Raw genomic sequence first — 12364 nt, forward strand, 5'->3', positions numbered from 1 at the left:
CGGCATGAACATCCACCAGTGGCGGAAGTCCACGTACAGCGGCGACAGTTCGAACTGCGTCGAGATAGCCACCGCCCCGGCGAAGATCCTGGTTCGCGACTCCAAGGCCCCCACCGGATCACGCCTCGCCTTCCCGCGCGCCGTTTGGGCGGATTTCCTTCACCACGCGGCGAAGTCGCGCGTAGTCTCTGACTGAGGGTGTCTCGACGCGGAGGTCCAGTCGTGAAAGAGGCCGATACGGACATCCGCCAGTGGTGCAAGTCCAGTTACAGCCCCGACGGGTCGAATTGCGTCGAGATGGCCGCCACCCCGACGACCATCCTGGTCCGGGACTCGAAGGACCCGACTGGGTTGCGCCTCGTCCTGCTTCCCGCCACGTGGGCCGACTTCGCCTCGTACGTGGCTCTGCGGTCGGGGTAAGAACGCCCGGAGGGCCACCCCATCCACAGGATGAGGTGACCCTCCGAGAAGAAGCGGGCGGGCCCACCGGGCCCACCGGGCCCACCGGGCCCGCAGGGCTCAGCGGATGTCGCCCATGAGTTCCTTGACGCGCTTGCGGTACATCCAGATCGCGACGCCGGCGACCACCGCGAGGGTGGCCTCCGCGGCGACGATGCCCGTCTTGTCGAGGTCGACGCCGGCGATGGAGAGCAGGCCGGTCGTGGCGTCACCGGCGGTGACGGCCAGGAACCAGACGCCCATCATCTGCGAGGCGTACTTCACCGGCGCCATCTTCGTCGTCACCGACAGGCCGACCGGGGAGAGCATCAGCTCACCGCAGGTCTGGACGAAGTAGATCGCCACCAGCCACAGGGCCGCCGTCTTGTGGCCGCCCTCCGCGATGCCCAGCGGGGCCAGGAAGAGGAAGAAGGACGCGCCGACCAGGACCAGGCCGAAGGAGAACTTGACGACCGTGCTCGGCTCCTTGCCCCGGCGGTTGAGCGCCAGCCACACCGTGGCGAAGACCGGGGCCAGGGCCATGATGATGACCGGGTTGACCGACTGGAACCAGGAGACCGGGAAGTCCCAGCCGAAGACACTCGTGTCCGTCGAGGAGTCGGCGAACAGCGACAGGGTCGAGCCGCCCTGGTCGTAGATCATCCAGAACACGGCGGCGGCGACGAAGAACCAGATGTACGCCGACATCTTGGACTGCTCGGCGCGGTCCAGGGACTTGTCGCGCTTGATGTTGGTCAGCACCAGCACCGGGATGATCACGCCGAGCAGGGTCAGCGGGACCAGGATCCAGTTCAGGGTGTAGTGGCCGGAGAAGCCGACGATCGCGTAGAAGACGACGGCCAGCGCGGCCCAGAAGGCGGCCTTGCGCAGTGTCGAGGTCTTCTCCTCGACGGACAGCGGCTTCGGGACCGCGCTGGAGTGCGGGGCCAGGTGGCGGCTGCCGATGAGGAACTGGAGCACGCCCAGGCCCATGCCGACCGCGGCGAGCGCGAAGCCCAGGTGCCAGTTGACGTTCTCGCCGATGGTGCCGATGGTCAGCGGCGCGGCGAAGGCACCGAGGTTGATGCCCATGTAGAAGACGGTGAAGCCACCGTCGCGGCGCGGGTCGTCGGGACCGTCGTAGAGCTGGCCGACCATCGTGGAGATGTTGGCCTTCAGCAGACCCGAGCCGATGGCGACCAGGCCGAGGCCCGCGTAGAACGTGCCGGAGGACGGCAGCGCCAGCGTCAGGTGGCCCAGCATGATCACGCCGCCGGCGATGGCGACGGTCTTGCGGGGACCCCAGACGCGGTCGCCGAACCAGCCGCCCGGCATCGTGAGCAGGTACACCAGCGAGAGGTACACCGAGTAGATCGCGGTCGCGGTGCCGGCGCCGAGGCCGAGACCACCCGGGGCGACGAGGTACAGCGGGAGCAGAGCCCTCATGCCGTAGTAGGAGAACCTCTCCCACATCTCGGTCATGAAGAGTGTGGCCAGTCCGCGGGGGTGGCCGAAGAAGGTCTTCTCGGTGCCGGGGGTGCCCGGGGTGACCGAGTCCTTCGTCAGGCTGGACGCCATGGTCGATCCTTGCTGGTCGGGACGCGCTCATGAGGCGATGCGCGCCCGGTGGGGGGCGGCCGGCACCGGCGGCCCGTCCCGCCCCTCCCACGCCTGAGGGATCCGCTCCGGATTGCGAAGCGGTGGGCGGCGGCCACCGGGATCCACGCCTCTGTGCGCGTCACTGCACGCGGTGAGGCCCGGCCACAGGTCATTCCTTTCAAGGCCGACGGTGGGGGTCGGCCCGCACACAAAAGAGACCTTCAGCGTCGAACTGTCGCCAAAGGTCCGCTGGGTGCTACAGGCGCTGATTCACCATACGGCAGGACACCGCCCGGTATGGAAGGACTTGAGACGCGGATCACAGGTAATAGTGGAACCGTGAACGATCTTTCGAAGGTTTCCCCCAGGATGGCACCCCACAGCCGCAGGTCCGGACGCGGGGGTGGCGGGGCGGGGCGGCCCTCGGGGCGATCTTGCCCCGGGCGTTGCTCCGAGCGGTCTACCATCAGCCCATGACCCGTGTACTGCTCGCCGAGGACGACGCGTCCATCTCGGAGCCGCTGGCCCGCGCACTGCGCAGGGAAGGGTACGAGGTCGAGGTGCGTGAGGACGGACCCACCGCGGTCGACGCGGGGCTGCAGGGCGGCATCGACCTGGTCGTGCTGGACCTGGGCCTGCCGGGCATGGACGGACTCGAGGTCGCCCGCCGGCTGCGGTCCGAGGGCCACGCCGTGCCGATCCTGATCCTGACCGCGCGCGCCGACGAGGTGGACACCGTCGTCGGCCTGGACGCGGGCGCCGACGACTACGTCACCAAGCCCTTCCGCCTCGCCGAGCTGCTCGCCCGGGTCCGGGCCCTGCTGCGGCGCGGTGCCGCCGAGCCGCCGCAGCCGCCCGCCACCCACGGTGTGCGCATCGACGTCGAGTCGCACCGGGCCTGGATGGGCGAGGAGGAGCTCCAGCTCACCGCGAAGGAGTTCGACCTGCTGCGGGTCCTGGTGCGCGACGCCGGCCGGGTCGTCACCCGCGACCAGCTGATGCGCGAGGTCTGGGACACCACCTGGTGGTCGTCGACCAAGACCCTCGACATGCACATCTCCTGGCTGCGCAAGAAGCTGGGCGACGACGCGGCCAACCCGCGCTACATCGCCACCGTGCGCGGCGTGGGCTTCCGTTTCGAGAAGAACTGAGCGAGCCCCGAGCGGGCCTTGCGGGTAAGAGGACATGCGCCGTCGACTGATCCAGTCCACGCTCGCCGTGGTGCTCGTGGTGATCGCCGTCTTCGGCGTCTCCCTCGTCATCGTCGAGACCCGGACCATCAGCAGCACGGCCCAGGAGCGGGTCGACCTGGAAGCGGTGCGGCTGGCCAGCATCGTCGACAGCCGGCTCATCGGCACCGGTTCCGTCGACGAGGACTTCCTGCGGGAGCAGATCCGCGACGCCCGGTACGCCGTGATCCGTATCCCCGGCGAGCCGGTCGTCGAGGTCGGCAGCAAGCCGACCGGCGACGTCCTGCAGGGCAGGGCCACCGGCGAGGAGGGCGAGACGGTCCTCGTCGAGGAGCCCAGCTCCTCGGTGACCCGGGAGGTCGGGCGGACCCTGCTGATCATCGGCCTGGTGGCGCTGCTCGCGGTGATCGCCGCCGTACTGCTGGCGATCCGGCAGGCCAACCGCCTCTCCTCCCCGCTCACCGACCTCGCCGAGACCGCCGAGCGTCTCGGCTCCGGCGACCCGCGCCCGCGGCACAAGCGGTACGGCGTCCCCGAGCTGGACCGGGTCGCGGACGTCCTGGACTCCTCCGCCGAGCGCATCGCCCGGATGCTCACCGCCGAGCGCCGACTGGCCGCCGACGCCTCCCACCAGCTGCGCACGCCACTGACCGCGCTGTCGATGCGGCTGGAGGAGATCACCCTGACCGACGAGCCGGAGACGGTGAAGGAGGAGGCGACGATCGCGCTGTCCCAGGTGGAACGGCTGACGGACGTCGTGGACCGGCTGCTCACCAACTCCCGCGACCCGCGCAGCGGCTCCGCCGTCACCTTCGAGCTGGACGACGTCATCCAGCAGCAGATCGCCGAGTGGCGCCCCGCCTACCGCAGCGAGGGACGGGCCATCGTCAGCTCCGGCAAGCGCCATCTGACCGCCGTGGGCACCCCGGGCGCCGTGGCGCAGGTGCTGGCCGCGCTGATCGAGAACTCCCTGATGCACGGCGGCGGCACGGTGGCCCTGCGGACCCGGGTGACCGGCAACCAGGCCGTGGTCGAGGTCACCGACGAGGGCCCCGGCGTCCCGGGCGACCTGGGGGCGCGGATCTTCGAGCGCGCGATCAGCGGGCGCAACTCCACCGGCATCGGCCTCGCCGTCGCCCGCGACCTCGCGGAGGCGGACGGCGGCCGCCTGGAGCTGCTCCAGGGGCGTCCGCCGGTCTTCGGGCTGTTCCTGTCCCGCACGCCGCCGTCGAAGAAGTCCCCGGGAGACGGCGACCGGACGGTGCGCTGAGCGCGCCGCAGGAGGGGGAGCGGGTCAGCGGTGGCCGGCGGGGGCGCCGTCCGCGCGGGGGACCGCGGTCGGGTGCTCGTGCTCCAGGAAGGTCTCCGCCCGCGTCACCGGCTCACGGGCGGGCAGCGCGCGGAAGACCCAGCTGCGGTACGACCAGAAGCGGAACAGCGTGCCGATCCCGATGCCGAGGAACTTGAAGATGTTGCTCTGCAGCGGGCTGTCCCAGCCGAAGCCGTACGTCGCCGTGTAGAGCACGCCGTTCTCGATGACCAGGCCGACGGCGCTGAACAGCAGGAACAGCGACATCTCGCGGGTCTGGCCGCTCTTGTCGCGGTCGCGGTAGGTGAAGTACCGGAAGCCCACGTAGTTGAAGGCGATCGCGACGACCGTGGCGATGATGCTGGCCCGCACCACCTGGAGGTCGGTCGTGTGCCGTACGAGGTTGAAGACGAGGAGGTTGACCAGCACCCCCGCGCCGCCCACGGCGCCGAACTTCACGACCTCTCGCACGAGCCGGTCGACCCGTTCCCGCACTCCGGCGCGCGGCGCCTGAGGCGTGGCGGGAGCAGTCTGAGCACCCGAGGAACCATGTTCCATGGCCGTGCAGGCCCCCGTCCGTCGGTTGGCGTCAATCTGTTCATGCTAACCACCCGGACGCGCGATCTTCCTGCGGACGGACGCACGGGAGCCGGAACGGGCGGCTGGACCGGCCGGAAACGGCCGGTAAACAGGTGGGCCCCGCGCGGCCGATACGCTAGGGGTGTGACGTTCCCGGTAGTCGGTATGGTCGGCGGTGGCCAGCTCGCTCGTATGACACACGAGGCGGGCATCCCGCTCGGCATCAGGTTCAAGCTTCTCAGTGACACTCCCCAGGACTCTGCGGCGCAGGTCGTGAACGAAGTCGTCGTCGGCGACTATCGCGATCTGGACACGTTGCGCGAGTTCGCGCGCGGCTGTGACGTGATCACCTTCGATCACGAACACGTGCCGACCGAGCACCTCAAGGCCCTGGAGGCGGACGGCATCCCCGTCCGCCCCGGTCCCGAGGCGCTCGTGCACGCCCAGGACAAGGGCGTGATGCGCGCGAAGCTCGTCGCGATCGGCGTGCCCTGCCCACGGCACCGGATCGTGCGCGATCCGGCCGACGTGGCCGCCTTCGCGGCGGAGGGCGCCGTCGAGGGCGGCGACGGCTTCCCCGTCGTCCTCAAGACGGTCCGCGGCGGGTACGACGGCAAGGGCGTGTGGGTCGTGGACTCCGTCGAGGAGGCGGCCGAGCCCTTCCGCGCGGGCGTGCCGGTGCTGGCGGAGGAGAAGGTCGACTTCGTCCGCGAGCTGGCCGCCAACGTGGTCCGCTCCCCGCACGGCCAGGCGGTGGCCTACCCCGTCGTCGAGTCCCAGCAGGTCAAGGGCGTCTGCGACACGGTGATCGCCCCCGCCCCCGAGCTGGACGAGGCGCTGGCCCTGCGCGCCGAGGAGATGGCGCTCGGCATCGCCAAGGAGCTGGGCGTCGTCGGACACCTCGCCGTCGAGCTGTTCCAGACCCGCGACGGCCGCGTCCTCGTCAACGAACTGGCGATGCGCCCGCACAACTCCGGCCACTGGACGATGGACGGCGCGATCACCTCGCAGTTCGCCAACCACGTCCGCGCGGTCCTCGACCTCCCCCTCGGCGACCCGCGCCCGCGCGCGAAGTGGACGGTGATGGTCAACGTCCTGGGCGGCGACTACCCGGACATGTACTCCGCGTACCTGCACTGCATGGCCCGCGACCCGCAGCTCAAGATCCACATGTACGGCAAGGACGTGAAGCCCGGCCGCAAGGTCGGCCACGTCAACACCTACGGCGACGACCTGGACGACGTGCTGGAGCGCGCCCGTCACGCTGCCGGCTACCTGAGAGGCACGATCACCGAATGAGCCAGCCCAGCCCGGTGAGCCCGGTCGTCGGCATCGTCATGGGGTCGGACTCCGACTGGCCCGTCATGGAGGCCGCCGCCAAGGCGCTCGACGAGTTCGAGGTGCCCTACGAGGTCGACGTCGTCTCCGCGCACCGCATGCCGCACGAGATGATCGCGTACGGCGAGCAGGCCGCCGGACGCGGCCTCAAGGCGATCATCGCCGGGGCCGGGGGCGCCGCCCACCTGCCCGGCATGCTCGCCTCGGTCACCCCGCTGCCGGTCATCGGGGTCCCGGTGCCGCTGAAGTACCTCGACGGCATGGACAGCCTCCTGTCCATCGTGCAGATGCCGGCCGGTGTCCCCGTTGCCACGGTCTCCGTCGGCGGCGCTCGCAACGCCGGTCTGCTGGCCGCCCGTATCCTCGCCACCCACGACGAGGAACTGCTCGGGCGGATGCGCGAGTTCCAGCAGGACCTCAACGACCAGGCCACCGAGAAGGGCAAGCGGCTGCGCACCAAGGTCGAGGGCTCCGCGGCCGGCTTCGGATTCGGAAAGTGACGAAAGGGACGCGGATGACATCGCTGGAGAAGGCCCGGGAACTGCTGCGCGAGTTCCCCGTCGTCGACGGTCACAACGACCTGCCCTGGGCGCTGCGCGAGCAGGTCCGCTACGACCTCGACGCCCGCGACATCGCCGCCGACCAGTCCGCCCACCTGCACACCGACCTGGCCCGGCTGCGCTCCGGTGGCGTCGGCGCGCAGTACTGGTCGGTGTACGTCCGCTCCGACCTGCCCGGCGCGGTGACGGCGACGCTGGAGCAGATCGACTGCGTACGGCGGCTGATCGACCGCCACCCCGGCGAGCTGCGGGCCGCGCTGACCGCCGCAGACATGGAGGCGGCCCGCGCCGAAGGCCGTATCGCCTCCCTCATGGGCGCCGAGGGCGGCCACTCCATCGACAACTCGCTGGCCACCCTGCGCGCCCTGTACGCGCTCGGCGTGCGCTACATGACGCTCACCCACAACGACAACGTCGCGTGGGCGGACTCGGCGACCGACGAGCCCGGCGTCGGCGGCCTGTCGGCCTTCGGCCGCGAGGTCGTGCGGGAGATGAACCGCGAGGGCATGCTGGTCGACCTCTCGCACGTCGCGGCGACGACCATGCGCGACGCGCTGGACACCTCCACCGCGCCGGTGATCTTCTCGCACTCGTCCTCCCGCGCGGTGTGCGACCACCCGCGCAACATCCCGGACGACGTCCTGGAGCGGCTGTCCGCCAACGGCGGCATGGCGATGGTGACGTTCGTGCCGAAGTTCGTGCTCCAGGCGGCCGTCGACTGGACCGCCCAGGCCGACGACAACATGCGCACGCACGGCTTCCACCACCTGGACAGCAGCCCCGAGGCGATGAAGGTCCACGCGGCCTTCGAGGAGCGCGTCCCGCGCCCCGTCGCCACCGTCTCCACGGTCGCCGACCACCTCGACCACATGCGTGAGGTCGCCGGCGTCGACCACCTCGGCATCGGCGGCGACTACGACGGCACGCCCTTCACCCCGGACGGTCTCGGCGACGTCTCCGGCTACCCGAACCTGATCGCCGAGCTGCTCGACCGCGGCTGGTCCCAGTCCGACCTGGCCAAGCTCACCTGGAAGAACGCGGTCCGCGTCCTCGACAGCGCCGAGGACGTGTCCCGGGGGCTTCAGGCGACGCGAGGGCCGTCCAACGCGTCGCTGGAGGAGCTGGACGGCTGAGCCGTCACCTCTCCGAGGGCGGGGTAGTCGGTGTATCCGGTCGCCCCGCCCACGTACATGAAGTACCGGTCCCGCACCGGGTTCAGCGGGGCGCCCAGCCGCAGCCGTGCCACCAGGTCGGGGTTGGCGAGGAAGGGCCGGCCCAGGGCGATCAGGTCGGCGCCCGCGGCCAGCAGCCGCTCGGAGGCGCGGCGCACGGCGTCCGTGGTGAGTTCGTCGCCCAGCACCGGGTTGCCGATCAGCACGCCCGGCCACCCCGCGCGCAGCTTCCCGAACACCGGGGCGTCCGGGTCGGCGTGCACCAGGTGCAGATACGCGAGCCCGAGTCCGCGGAGCCGCTGTGCGAGGGCCGGGTAGATCTCCTCGGTCTCGCCCTCGGCGATGCCGTTGACGGTGTTGCCGGGGGAGACCCGCAGCCCCACCCGTTCGGCGCCGATCTCGGCGGCCACCGCCTCCACCACCTCGGCGGTGAACCGGACGCGCGCGGCGACGGAGCCGCCGTAGCCGTCGGTGCGCAGGTTGGTGTTGGCGGACAGGAACTGGTGCAGCAGGTGCCCGTTGGCGGAGTGCACCTCCACCCCTTCGAACCCGGCGTCGAGGGCGTTGCGGGCGGCCCGCGCGAAGTCGGCGACGGTGGTGCGGATGTCCTCGGTGGTCATCTCCCTGGGGACGACGGCCGGCCGGTGCCCGTCGGGCGTGAAGATCGTCTCGGGCAGCGGTACGGGTGAGGGCGCGACGGGCGTCAGGCCGCTCGTCGCCGGATGCCCGACCCGGCCGCCGTGCTGGAGCTGGAGGAACATCCGCCCGCCTGCCTCCCGGACGGCGTCGGTGACCCGCCGCCAGCCCGCCACGTGCCGGGCGCTGTGCACGGCGGTGATGTTCGGGTACGTCTGCCCGACCGCGTTCGGCGTCGCGGCCTCGGCGATGACCAGTCCCGCGGAGGCGCGTTGGGCGTAGTACGCGGCCATGAGCCGGGTCGGGGTGCCGTCGGCCTCGGCACGGTTGCGCGTCAGCGGGGCCATTACCAGGCGGTTGGGCAGGGTGAGCGGGCCGAGCGGGGCGGACGCGAAGAGCTCTGTTGTGTTCGACATGTCCGTACGCTAAAACTTGACACCGGTGTCAGAATCAAGTCCGGGACCGGGAGGCACGGCGGATGCGGATCGGGGAACTGGCCCGGCGCACGGGCGTCAGCGAGCGCTCGCTGCGCTACTACGAGAAGCAGGGGTTGCTCGCGGCCGAGCGTACGCCCGGCGGGCACCGAGAGTACGCGGAGGCGGCCGTCGACCGGGTCATCCGCATCCAGGAGCTGTACGCGGCCGGGCTGTGCAGCAGCAAGATCGCGCAGTTGCTGCCGTGCATGCGCGACGGCGACGGCGGCCCCTCGGTCGTGGCGACGCCGAAGCTGCTCGCCGACCTCACCGCCGAACGCGCCCGCATCGACCGGACGATCACGGATCTGCTCCGTTCCCGGGACACCCTCGACGAGGTGATCGACGCCGCGAGGGGCTGAGCCGCGTACCCCCGAACGCCCCACCCACCAGGAAGCCCTTTCCGCTCCGTGCGACGGTGGCCGTACCTCACGACGACCGTACGGAGCCCGTCATGGCAGACCTCCAGGACGACCTGCACACCGGTACCGAGGCCGGTGGGCTCGACGACCTGCCCGTGCCGCTCGCCGCGGAGGCCTTTCCGCCGGAGCCCTACGCTCCCGTGTCCGACCCCGACGACGAGCCGCTGACCCGGGCGCTCGCCGTGCTGGCCGCCCACCCCGTCGCCGACGGCTGCAGCGGCTTGCCCTGGGCGCTCAAGCACCTGCCCTGGTACGACCTGGAGCTGGGCGAGAGCGCGGTCGACACCGACGTGCCGCGGCTGCGCGAGGGGCACGTGGGTGCGCTGCTGTGGTCGCTGCACCTGCCCGAGTCCCTCGACGGGGACCGTGCGGTCGGCGCCACGCTGGAGCAGCTCGACCTGGTCAAGACGGTCGTGCGGGCCCACCCGGAGGGACTGCGCCTGGCCTACGACGCGGGGCAGGCCATCGACGCCCGCAACTGCGGCCGGGTCGCCGTACTGCCCGGCCCCGCCGGCGCCGCCGCCCTCGGCGACCGCCTCGGCATCCTGCGCTCGCTGCACGCCCTCGGCCTGCGCGTCCTGACGCTGTCCGGGGTGAGCTGGGCGAGCGAGGCGGGGCTGACCCGGTTCGGCGAGGAGGTCGTCCGGGAGATGAACCGGCTCGGTGTCGTCGCCGACCTCTCCGGCGCCTCGGCCGAGACCATCCGCCGTACCTTCGCGGTGTCCAAGGCGCCGGCGCTGTGCACCCGCTCCGCCGCCCGCGCCCTGCGCCCGCACCCCGCCAACCTCCCCGACGACCTGCTGGTGGAGCTGGGCGCGGCCGGCGGCCTGTGCATGGTGCCGCTGACCGCCGAGCAGACCGGCCCGACGGTCCGGGACGTCGCCGACCACCTCGACCACGTCCGCACGGTGGCCGGCCCGCAGAGCGTCGGCCTGTCCGGCACCTACGACAGCGGCGCCGCGCACCCGCTGGAGCTGGGCGACCCCTCCTGCTACCCCCGGCTCATCGCCGAACTGCTCAGGCGCGGCTGGGACGAGGCGGACGTCGCCCTGCTGACCTGGGGCAACGTCCAGCGGGTCCTGCGTGCCGCCGCCTTCACCGCGAAGGCGGCCCAGCTGCGCCGCGAGCCGTCCACGGCAACCATCGCCGACCTGGACGGATAGCCCGCGCGAGCGTCACGTGTGCTCGATCCGGCACAGGCAGAACGGATGCCCCGCCGGATCGGCGTACACCATGAAGTCCTTCCTCTCCCGGTCCTCCAGGTCCAGCGGCCGGGCGCCCAGCGCGAGCACCCGCTCGTGCGCCGCGTCCATCTCCGCCCAGGTCGCCCCGCCGTCGAAGTCGAGGTGGAACTGCTGGGCGTTGCGGTCGGAGCGCGGCCACTCGGGCGGGGTGAGGTCCGGGGCCCGCTGGAAGGACAGGCGGGGTCCGCCGGGCACCTGGAGGACCACCCAGTCCGGGTCCCCCTCGTCGGGCGTGCCGCCCCCGACCGCCGCGTAGAAGCGGGCCAGCTCACGGGGGTCGGGGCAGTCGACGACGACGGAACGGAAACCTGCCGCGGGTGCCATGGGAGTCCTCCGAGTGCTCGTGGGCCGGTGTTCAGCAGGCGCAGAGGCAGAACGGGTGCCCGGCCGGATCGGCGTAAACCCGGAAGGTACGGGTGCGGTCCTCCGCGTCCAGCGGACGCGCGCCCAGCTCGAGCACCGCCTTCTCGGCCGCGTCCAGGTCCTTCACCGTGAGGTCGAGGTGGAACTGCTGCGAGTCGTCCGGCGCGGGCCACTTAGGCGGCACGAACCCGGGCGCCGCCTGGAAGGCCAGCGCCCGGCCGCCCGGCAGCTCCAGGTCGACCCAGTCGCCCTCGCCCTCGCCCTCGCCCTCGACGGTGCCGCCGAGCACGCCGGCGTAGAAGCGGGCCAGTGCACGGGGCTCGGGACAGTCCAGGACGACGGGGCCCAGTTCGGCGACAGCCATGACTTCCTCCTTGAAGTACGCGGTCTTCGGTCACCGGCATGGTTACCAGCACTATGCGGGTAACCGGTAACGGTTACTGCATGTTGCCGTATTGGCGGTAACGTCGCAAGCATGAGTGAGCGATCGCCCGCACCCGGCGGCCTGGAGCTGGTGGAGGCCCTGGTGAACACGCTGCTGGACATCGAGACGGGTGCCGACTCGCTGGACACCCCGGCGGTTCGGGCGCGTTTCGGCCTGGCGGAGGATGAGGTACCGGCCGCCCGTGAGCTGCGCGAGTCCCTGCGCGCGACCCTGCTCGCCCACGCCGGCCACCCGCCGCACCGCGCGGTGACCCCGCTGGGGGAGCTGCTGGCGGCCGCCCCGCTGGTCGTCGCCGTCGACCCGGCCGACGGCTCCGCCGCCCTCGCCCCGGCCGGGGAGGGCTCGCTGACCGCCCGCGTCGCCGCCGCCGTCGCCCAGGCACTGGTGGCCGGCACCTGGAGCCGCTTCAAGGCGTGCGAGGCCGCCGACTGCCACTGGGCGTACTACGACCGCAGCCCGGCGGGACGCGGTCGCTGGTGTTCCATGCAGGTGTGCGGGGCCCGCGCCAAGATGCGCCGGTACCGGGCCAAGGAGTCGTAAACACCGCCCGCTTCACCGGCCGGCCGGCCGCGCACTGCGGCACAATGCGAGCGACG

The 12364-nt window shown here is 71.7% G+C and carries 15 protein-coding genes; 10 read left to right on the forward strand and 5 right to left on the reverse strand.

What is annotated here, in order from left to right; translation table 11 throughout:
• Window positions 1-4 precede the first annotated feature (4 nt).
• Complete coding sequence (locus ACFV9J_RS31155; protein ID WP_385359669.1) at window positions 5-196, forward strand: DUF397 domain-containing protein; 192 nt, start codon at window positions 5-7, stop codon at window positions 194-196.
• A gap of 26 nt (window positions 197-222) precedes the next feature.
• Window positions 223-420 carry a DUF397 domain-containing protein gene (locus ACFV9J_RS31160; RefSeq protein ID WP_385359671.1) on the forward strand — a complete coding sequence of 66 codons (198 nt, stop codon included), beginning with the start codon at window positions 223-225 and terminating at the stop codon, window positions 418-420.
• 99 nt (window positions 421-519) lie between these two features.
• Here ACFV9J_RS31160 and ACFV9J_RS31165 read toward each other — a convergent pair whose 3' ends face one another.
• Entirely contained in the window at window positions 520-2016 is a 1497-nt protein-coding gene (locus ACFV9J_RS31165) for an MFS transporter (RefSeq protein ID WP_385359673.1), read from the reverse strand.
• A gap of 494 nt (window positions 2017-2510) precedes the next feature.
• Here ACFV9J_RS31165 and ACFV9J_RS31170 point away from each other — a divergent pair, with 494 nt between their 5' ends.
• On the forward strand, window positions 2511-3188 hold the full coding sequence (locus ACFV9J_RS31170; protein ID WP_003975748.1) for a response regulator transcription factor: 678 nt from the start codon (window positions 2511-2513) through the stop codon (window positions 3186-3188).
• Window positions 3189-3222: 34 nt separating this feature from the next.
• The gene (gene draK, locus ACFV9J_RS31175) at window positions 3223-4497 is read left to right on the forward strand and encodes a two-component system sensor histidine kinase DraK (RefSeq protein WP_385359676.1); all 1275 of its coding nucleotides are present in this window, start codon (window positions 3223-3225) and stop codon (window positions 4495-4497) included.
• Between the two features lie 24 nt (window positions 4498-4521).
• On the opposite strand, the gene ACFV9J_RS31180 is transcribed toward draK, so the two are convergent.
• Window positions 4522-5094, reverse strand: a complete 573-nt coding sequence (locus tag ACFV9J_RS31180; protein ID WP_385359678.1) for a GtrA family protein — start codon at window positions 5092-5094, stop codon at window positions 4522-4524.
• A gap of 165 nt (window positions 5095-5259) precedes the next feature.
• Here ACFV9J_RS31180 and ACFV9J_RS31185 point away from each other — a divergent pair, with 165 nt between their 5' ends.
• The 3 genes from ACFV9J_RS31185 to ACFV9J_RS31195 are packed head-to-tail and all read left to right on the forward strand — an operon-like array spanning window position 5260 to window position 8146.
• Window positions 5260-6414 (forward strand): 5-(carboxyamino)imidazole ribonucleotide synthase, encoded by a 1155-nt coding sequence (locus tag ACFV9J_RS31185; RefSeq protein WP_385359680.1) that lies wholly within the window; start codon window positions 5260-5262, stop codon window positions 6412-6414.
• The gene (gene purE, locus ACFV9J_RS31190; RefSeq protein WP_385359683.1) at window positions 6411-6953 is read left to right on the forward strand and encodes a 5-(carboxyamino)imidazole ribonucleotide mutase; all 543 of its coding nucleotides are present in this window, start codon (window positions 6411-6413) and stop codon (window positions 6951-6953) included. Before ACFV9J_RS31185 ends, purE begins: the two co-directional genes overlap by 4 nt.
• Window positions 6954-6967: 14 nt before the next feature.
• Window positions 6968-8146 carry a dipeptidase gene (locus ACFV9J_RS31195; RefSeq protein WP_385359685.1) on the forward strand — a complete coding sequence of 393 codons (1179 nt, stop codon included), beginning with the start codon at window positions 6968-6970 and terminating at the stop codon, window positions 8144-8146.
• On the opposite strand, the gene ACFV9J_RS31200 is transcribed toward ACFV9J_RS31195, so the two are convergent.
• Window positions 8095-9237 (reverse strand): alkene reductase, encoded by a 1143-nt coding sequence (locus ACFV9J_RS31200; RefSeq protein WP_385359687.1) that lies wholly within the window; start codon window positions 9235-9237, stop codon window positions 8095-8097. The two genes, ACFV9J_RS31195 and ACFV9J_RS31200, sit on opposite strands and share 52 nt — an antisense overlap.
• Before the next feature lie 62 nt (window positions 9238-9299).
• Between ACFV9J_RS31200 and ACFV9J_RS31205 the strand changes: the two genes are divergently transcribed.
• Window positions 9300-9656: a MerR family transcriptional regulator gene (locus tag ACFV9J_RS31205; RefSeq protein WP_385359689.1), complete on the forward strand. Its 357-nt coding sequence runs from the start codon at window positions 9300-9302 to the stop codon at window positions 9654-9656.
• Between the two features lie 92 nt (window positions 9657-9748).
• On the forward strand, window positions 9749-10879 hold the full coding sequence (locus tag ACFV9J_RS31210; RefSeq protein ID WP_385359691.1) for a dipeptidase: 1131 nt from the start codon (window positions 9749-9751) through the stop codon (window positions 10877-10879).
• A gap of 12 nt (window positions 10880-10891) precedes the next feature.
• On the opposite strand, the gene ACFV9J_RS31215 is transcribed toward ACFV9J_RS31210, so the two are convergent.
• Together ACFV9J_RS31215 and ACFV9J_RS31220 are read right to left on the reverse strand one after the other, a co-directional pair.
• Entirely contained in the window at window positions 10892-11284 is a 393-nt protein-coding gene (locus tag ACFV9J_RS31215) for a VOC family protein (RefSeq protein ID WP_385359693.1), read from the reverse strand.
• Between the two features lie 31 nt (window positions 11285-11315).
• On the reverse strand, window positions 11316-11687 hold the full coding sequence (locus tag ACFV9J_RS31220) for a VOC family protein (protein WP_385359696.1): 372 nt from the start codon (window positions 11685-11687) through the stop codon (window positions 11316-11318).
• Window positions 11688-11798: 111 nt separating this feature from the next.
• Between ACFV9J_RS31220 and ACFV9J_RS31225 the strand changes: the two genes are divergently transcribed.
• Complete coding sequence (locus ACFV9J_RS31225; protein WP_385359698.1) at window positions 11799-12308, forward strand: CGNR zinc finger domain-containing protein; 510 nt, start codon at window positions 11799-11801, stop codon at window positions 12306-12308.
• Window positions 12309-12364 lie beyond the last annotated feature (56 nt).

This window comes from Streptomyces sp. NPDC059906, assembly GCF_042730645.1.
In the GTDB taxonomy this organism is placed as follows: Bacteria; Actinomycetota; Actinomycetes; order Streptomycetales; family Streptomycetaceae; genus Streptomyces; species Streptomyces rubrogriseus.

What these genes read in the sequence shown, in the direction of transcription:
- ACFV9J_RS31155 (WP_385359669.1), top strand. Translation starts at nt 5, where the DNA reads ATGAACATCCACCAGTGGCGGAAGTCCACGTACAGCGGCGACAGTTCG.
- ACFV9J_RS31165 (WP_385359673.1), bottom strand. Translation starts at nt 2,016, where the DNA reads ATGGCGTCCAGCCTGACGAAGGACTCGGTCACCCCGGGCACCCCCGGC.
- ACFV9J_RS31170 (WP_003975748.1), top strand. Translation starts at nt 2,511, where the DNA reads ATGACCCGTGTACTGCTCGCCGAGGACGACGCGTCCATCTCGGAGCCG.
- draK (WP_385359676.1), top strand. Translation starts at nt 3,223, where the DNA reads ATGCGCCGTCGACTGATCCAGTCCACGCTCGCCGTGGTGCTCGTGGTG.
- ACFV9J_RS31180 (WP_385359678.1), bottom strand. Translation starts at nt 5,094, where the DNA reads ATGGAACATGGTTCCTCGGGTGCTCAGACTGCTCCCGCCACGCCTCAG.
- purE (WP_385359683.1), top strand. Translation starts at nt 6,411, where the DNA reads ATGAGCCAGCCCAGCCCGGTGAGCCCGGTCGTCGGCATCGTCATGGGG.
- ACFV9J_RS31195 (WP_385359685.1), top strand. Translation starts at nt 6,968, where the DNA reads ATGACATCGCTGGAGAAGGCCCGGGAACTGCTGCGCGAGTTCCCCGTC.
- ACFV9J_RS31200 (WP_385359687.1), bottom strand. Translation starts at nt 9,237, where the DNA reads ATGTCGAACACAACAGAGCTCTTCGCGTCCGCCCCGCTCGGCCCGCTC.
- ACFV9J_RS31205 (WP_385359689.1), top strand. Translation starts at nt 9,300, where the DNA reads ATGCGGATCGGGGAACTGGCCCGGCGCACGGGCGTCAGCGAGCGCTCG.
- ACFV9J_RS31210 (WP_385359691.1), top strand. Translation starts at nt 9,749, where the DNA reads ATGGCAGACCTCCAGGACGACCTGCACACCGGTACCGAGGCCGGTGGG.
- ACFV9J_RS31215 (WP_385359693.1), bottom strand. Translation starts at nt 11,284, where the DNA reads ATGGCACCCGCGGCAGGTTTCCGTTCCGTCGTCGTCGACTGCCCCGAC.
- ACFV9J_RS31220 (WP_385359696.1), bottom strand. Translation starts at nt 11,687, where the DNA reads ATGGCTGTCGCCGAACTGGGCCCCGTCGTCCTGGACTGTCCCGAGCCC.
- ACFV9J_RS31225 (WP_385359698.1), top strand. Translation starts at nt 11,799, where the DNA reads ATGAGTGAGCGATCGCCCGCACCCGGCGGCCTGGAGCTGGTGGAGGCC.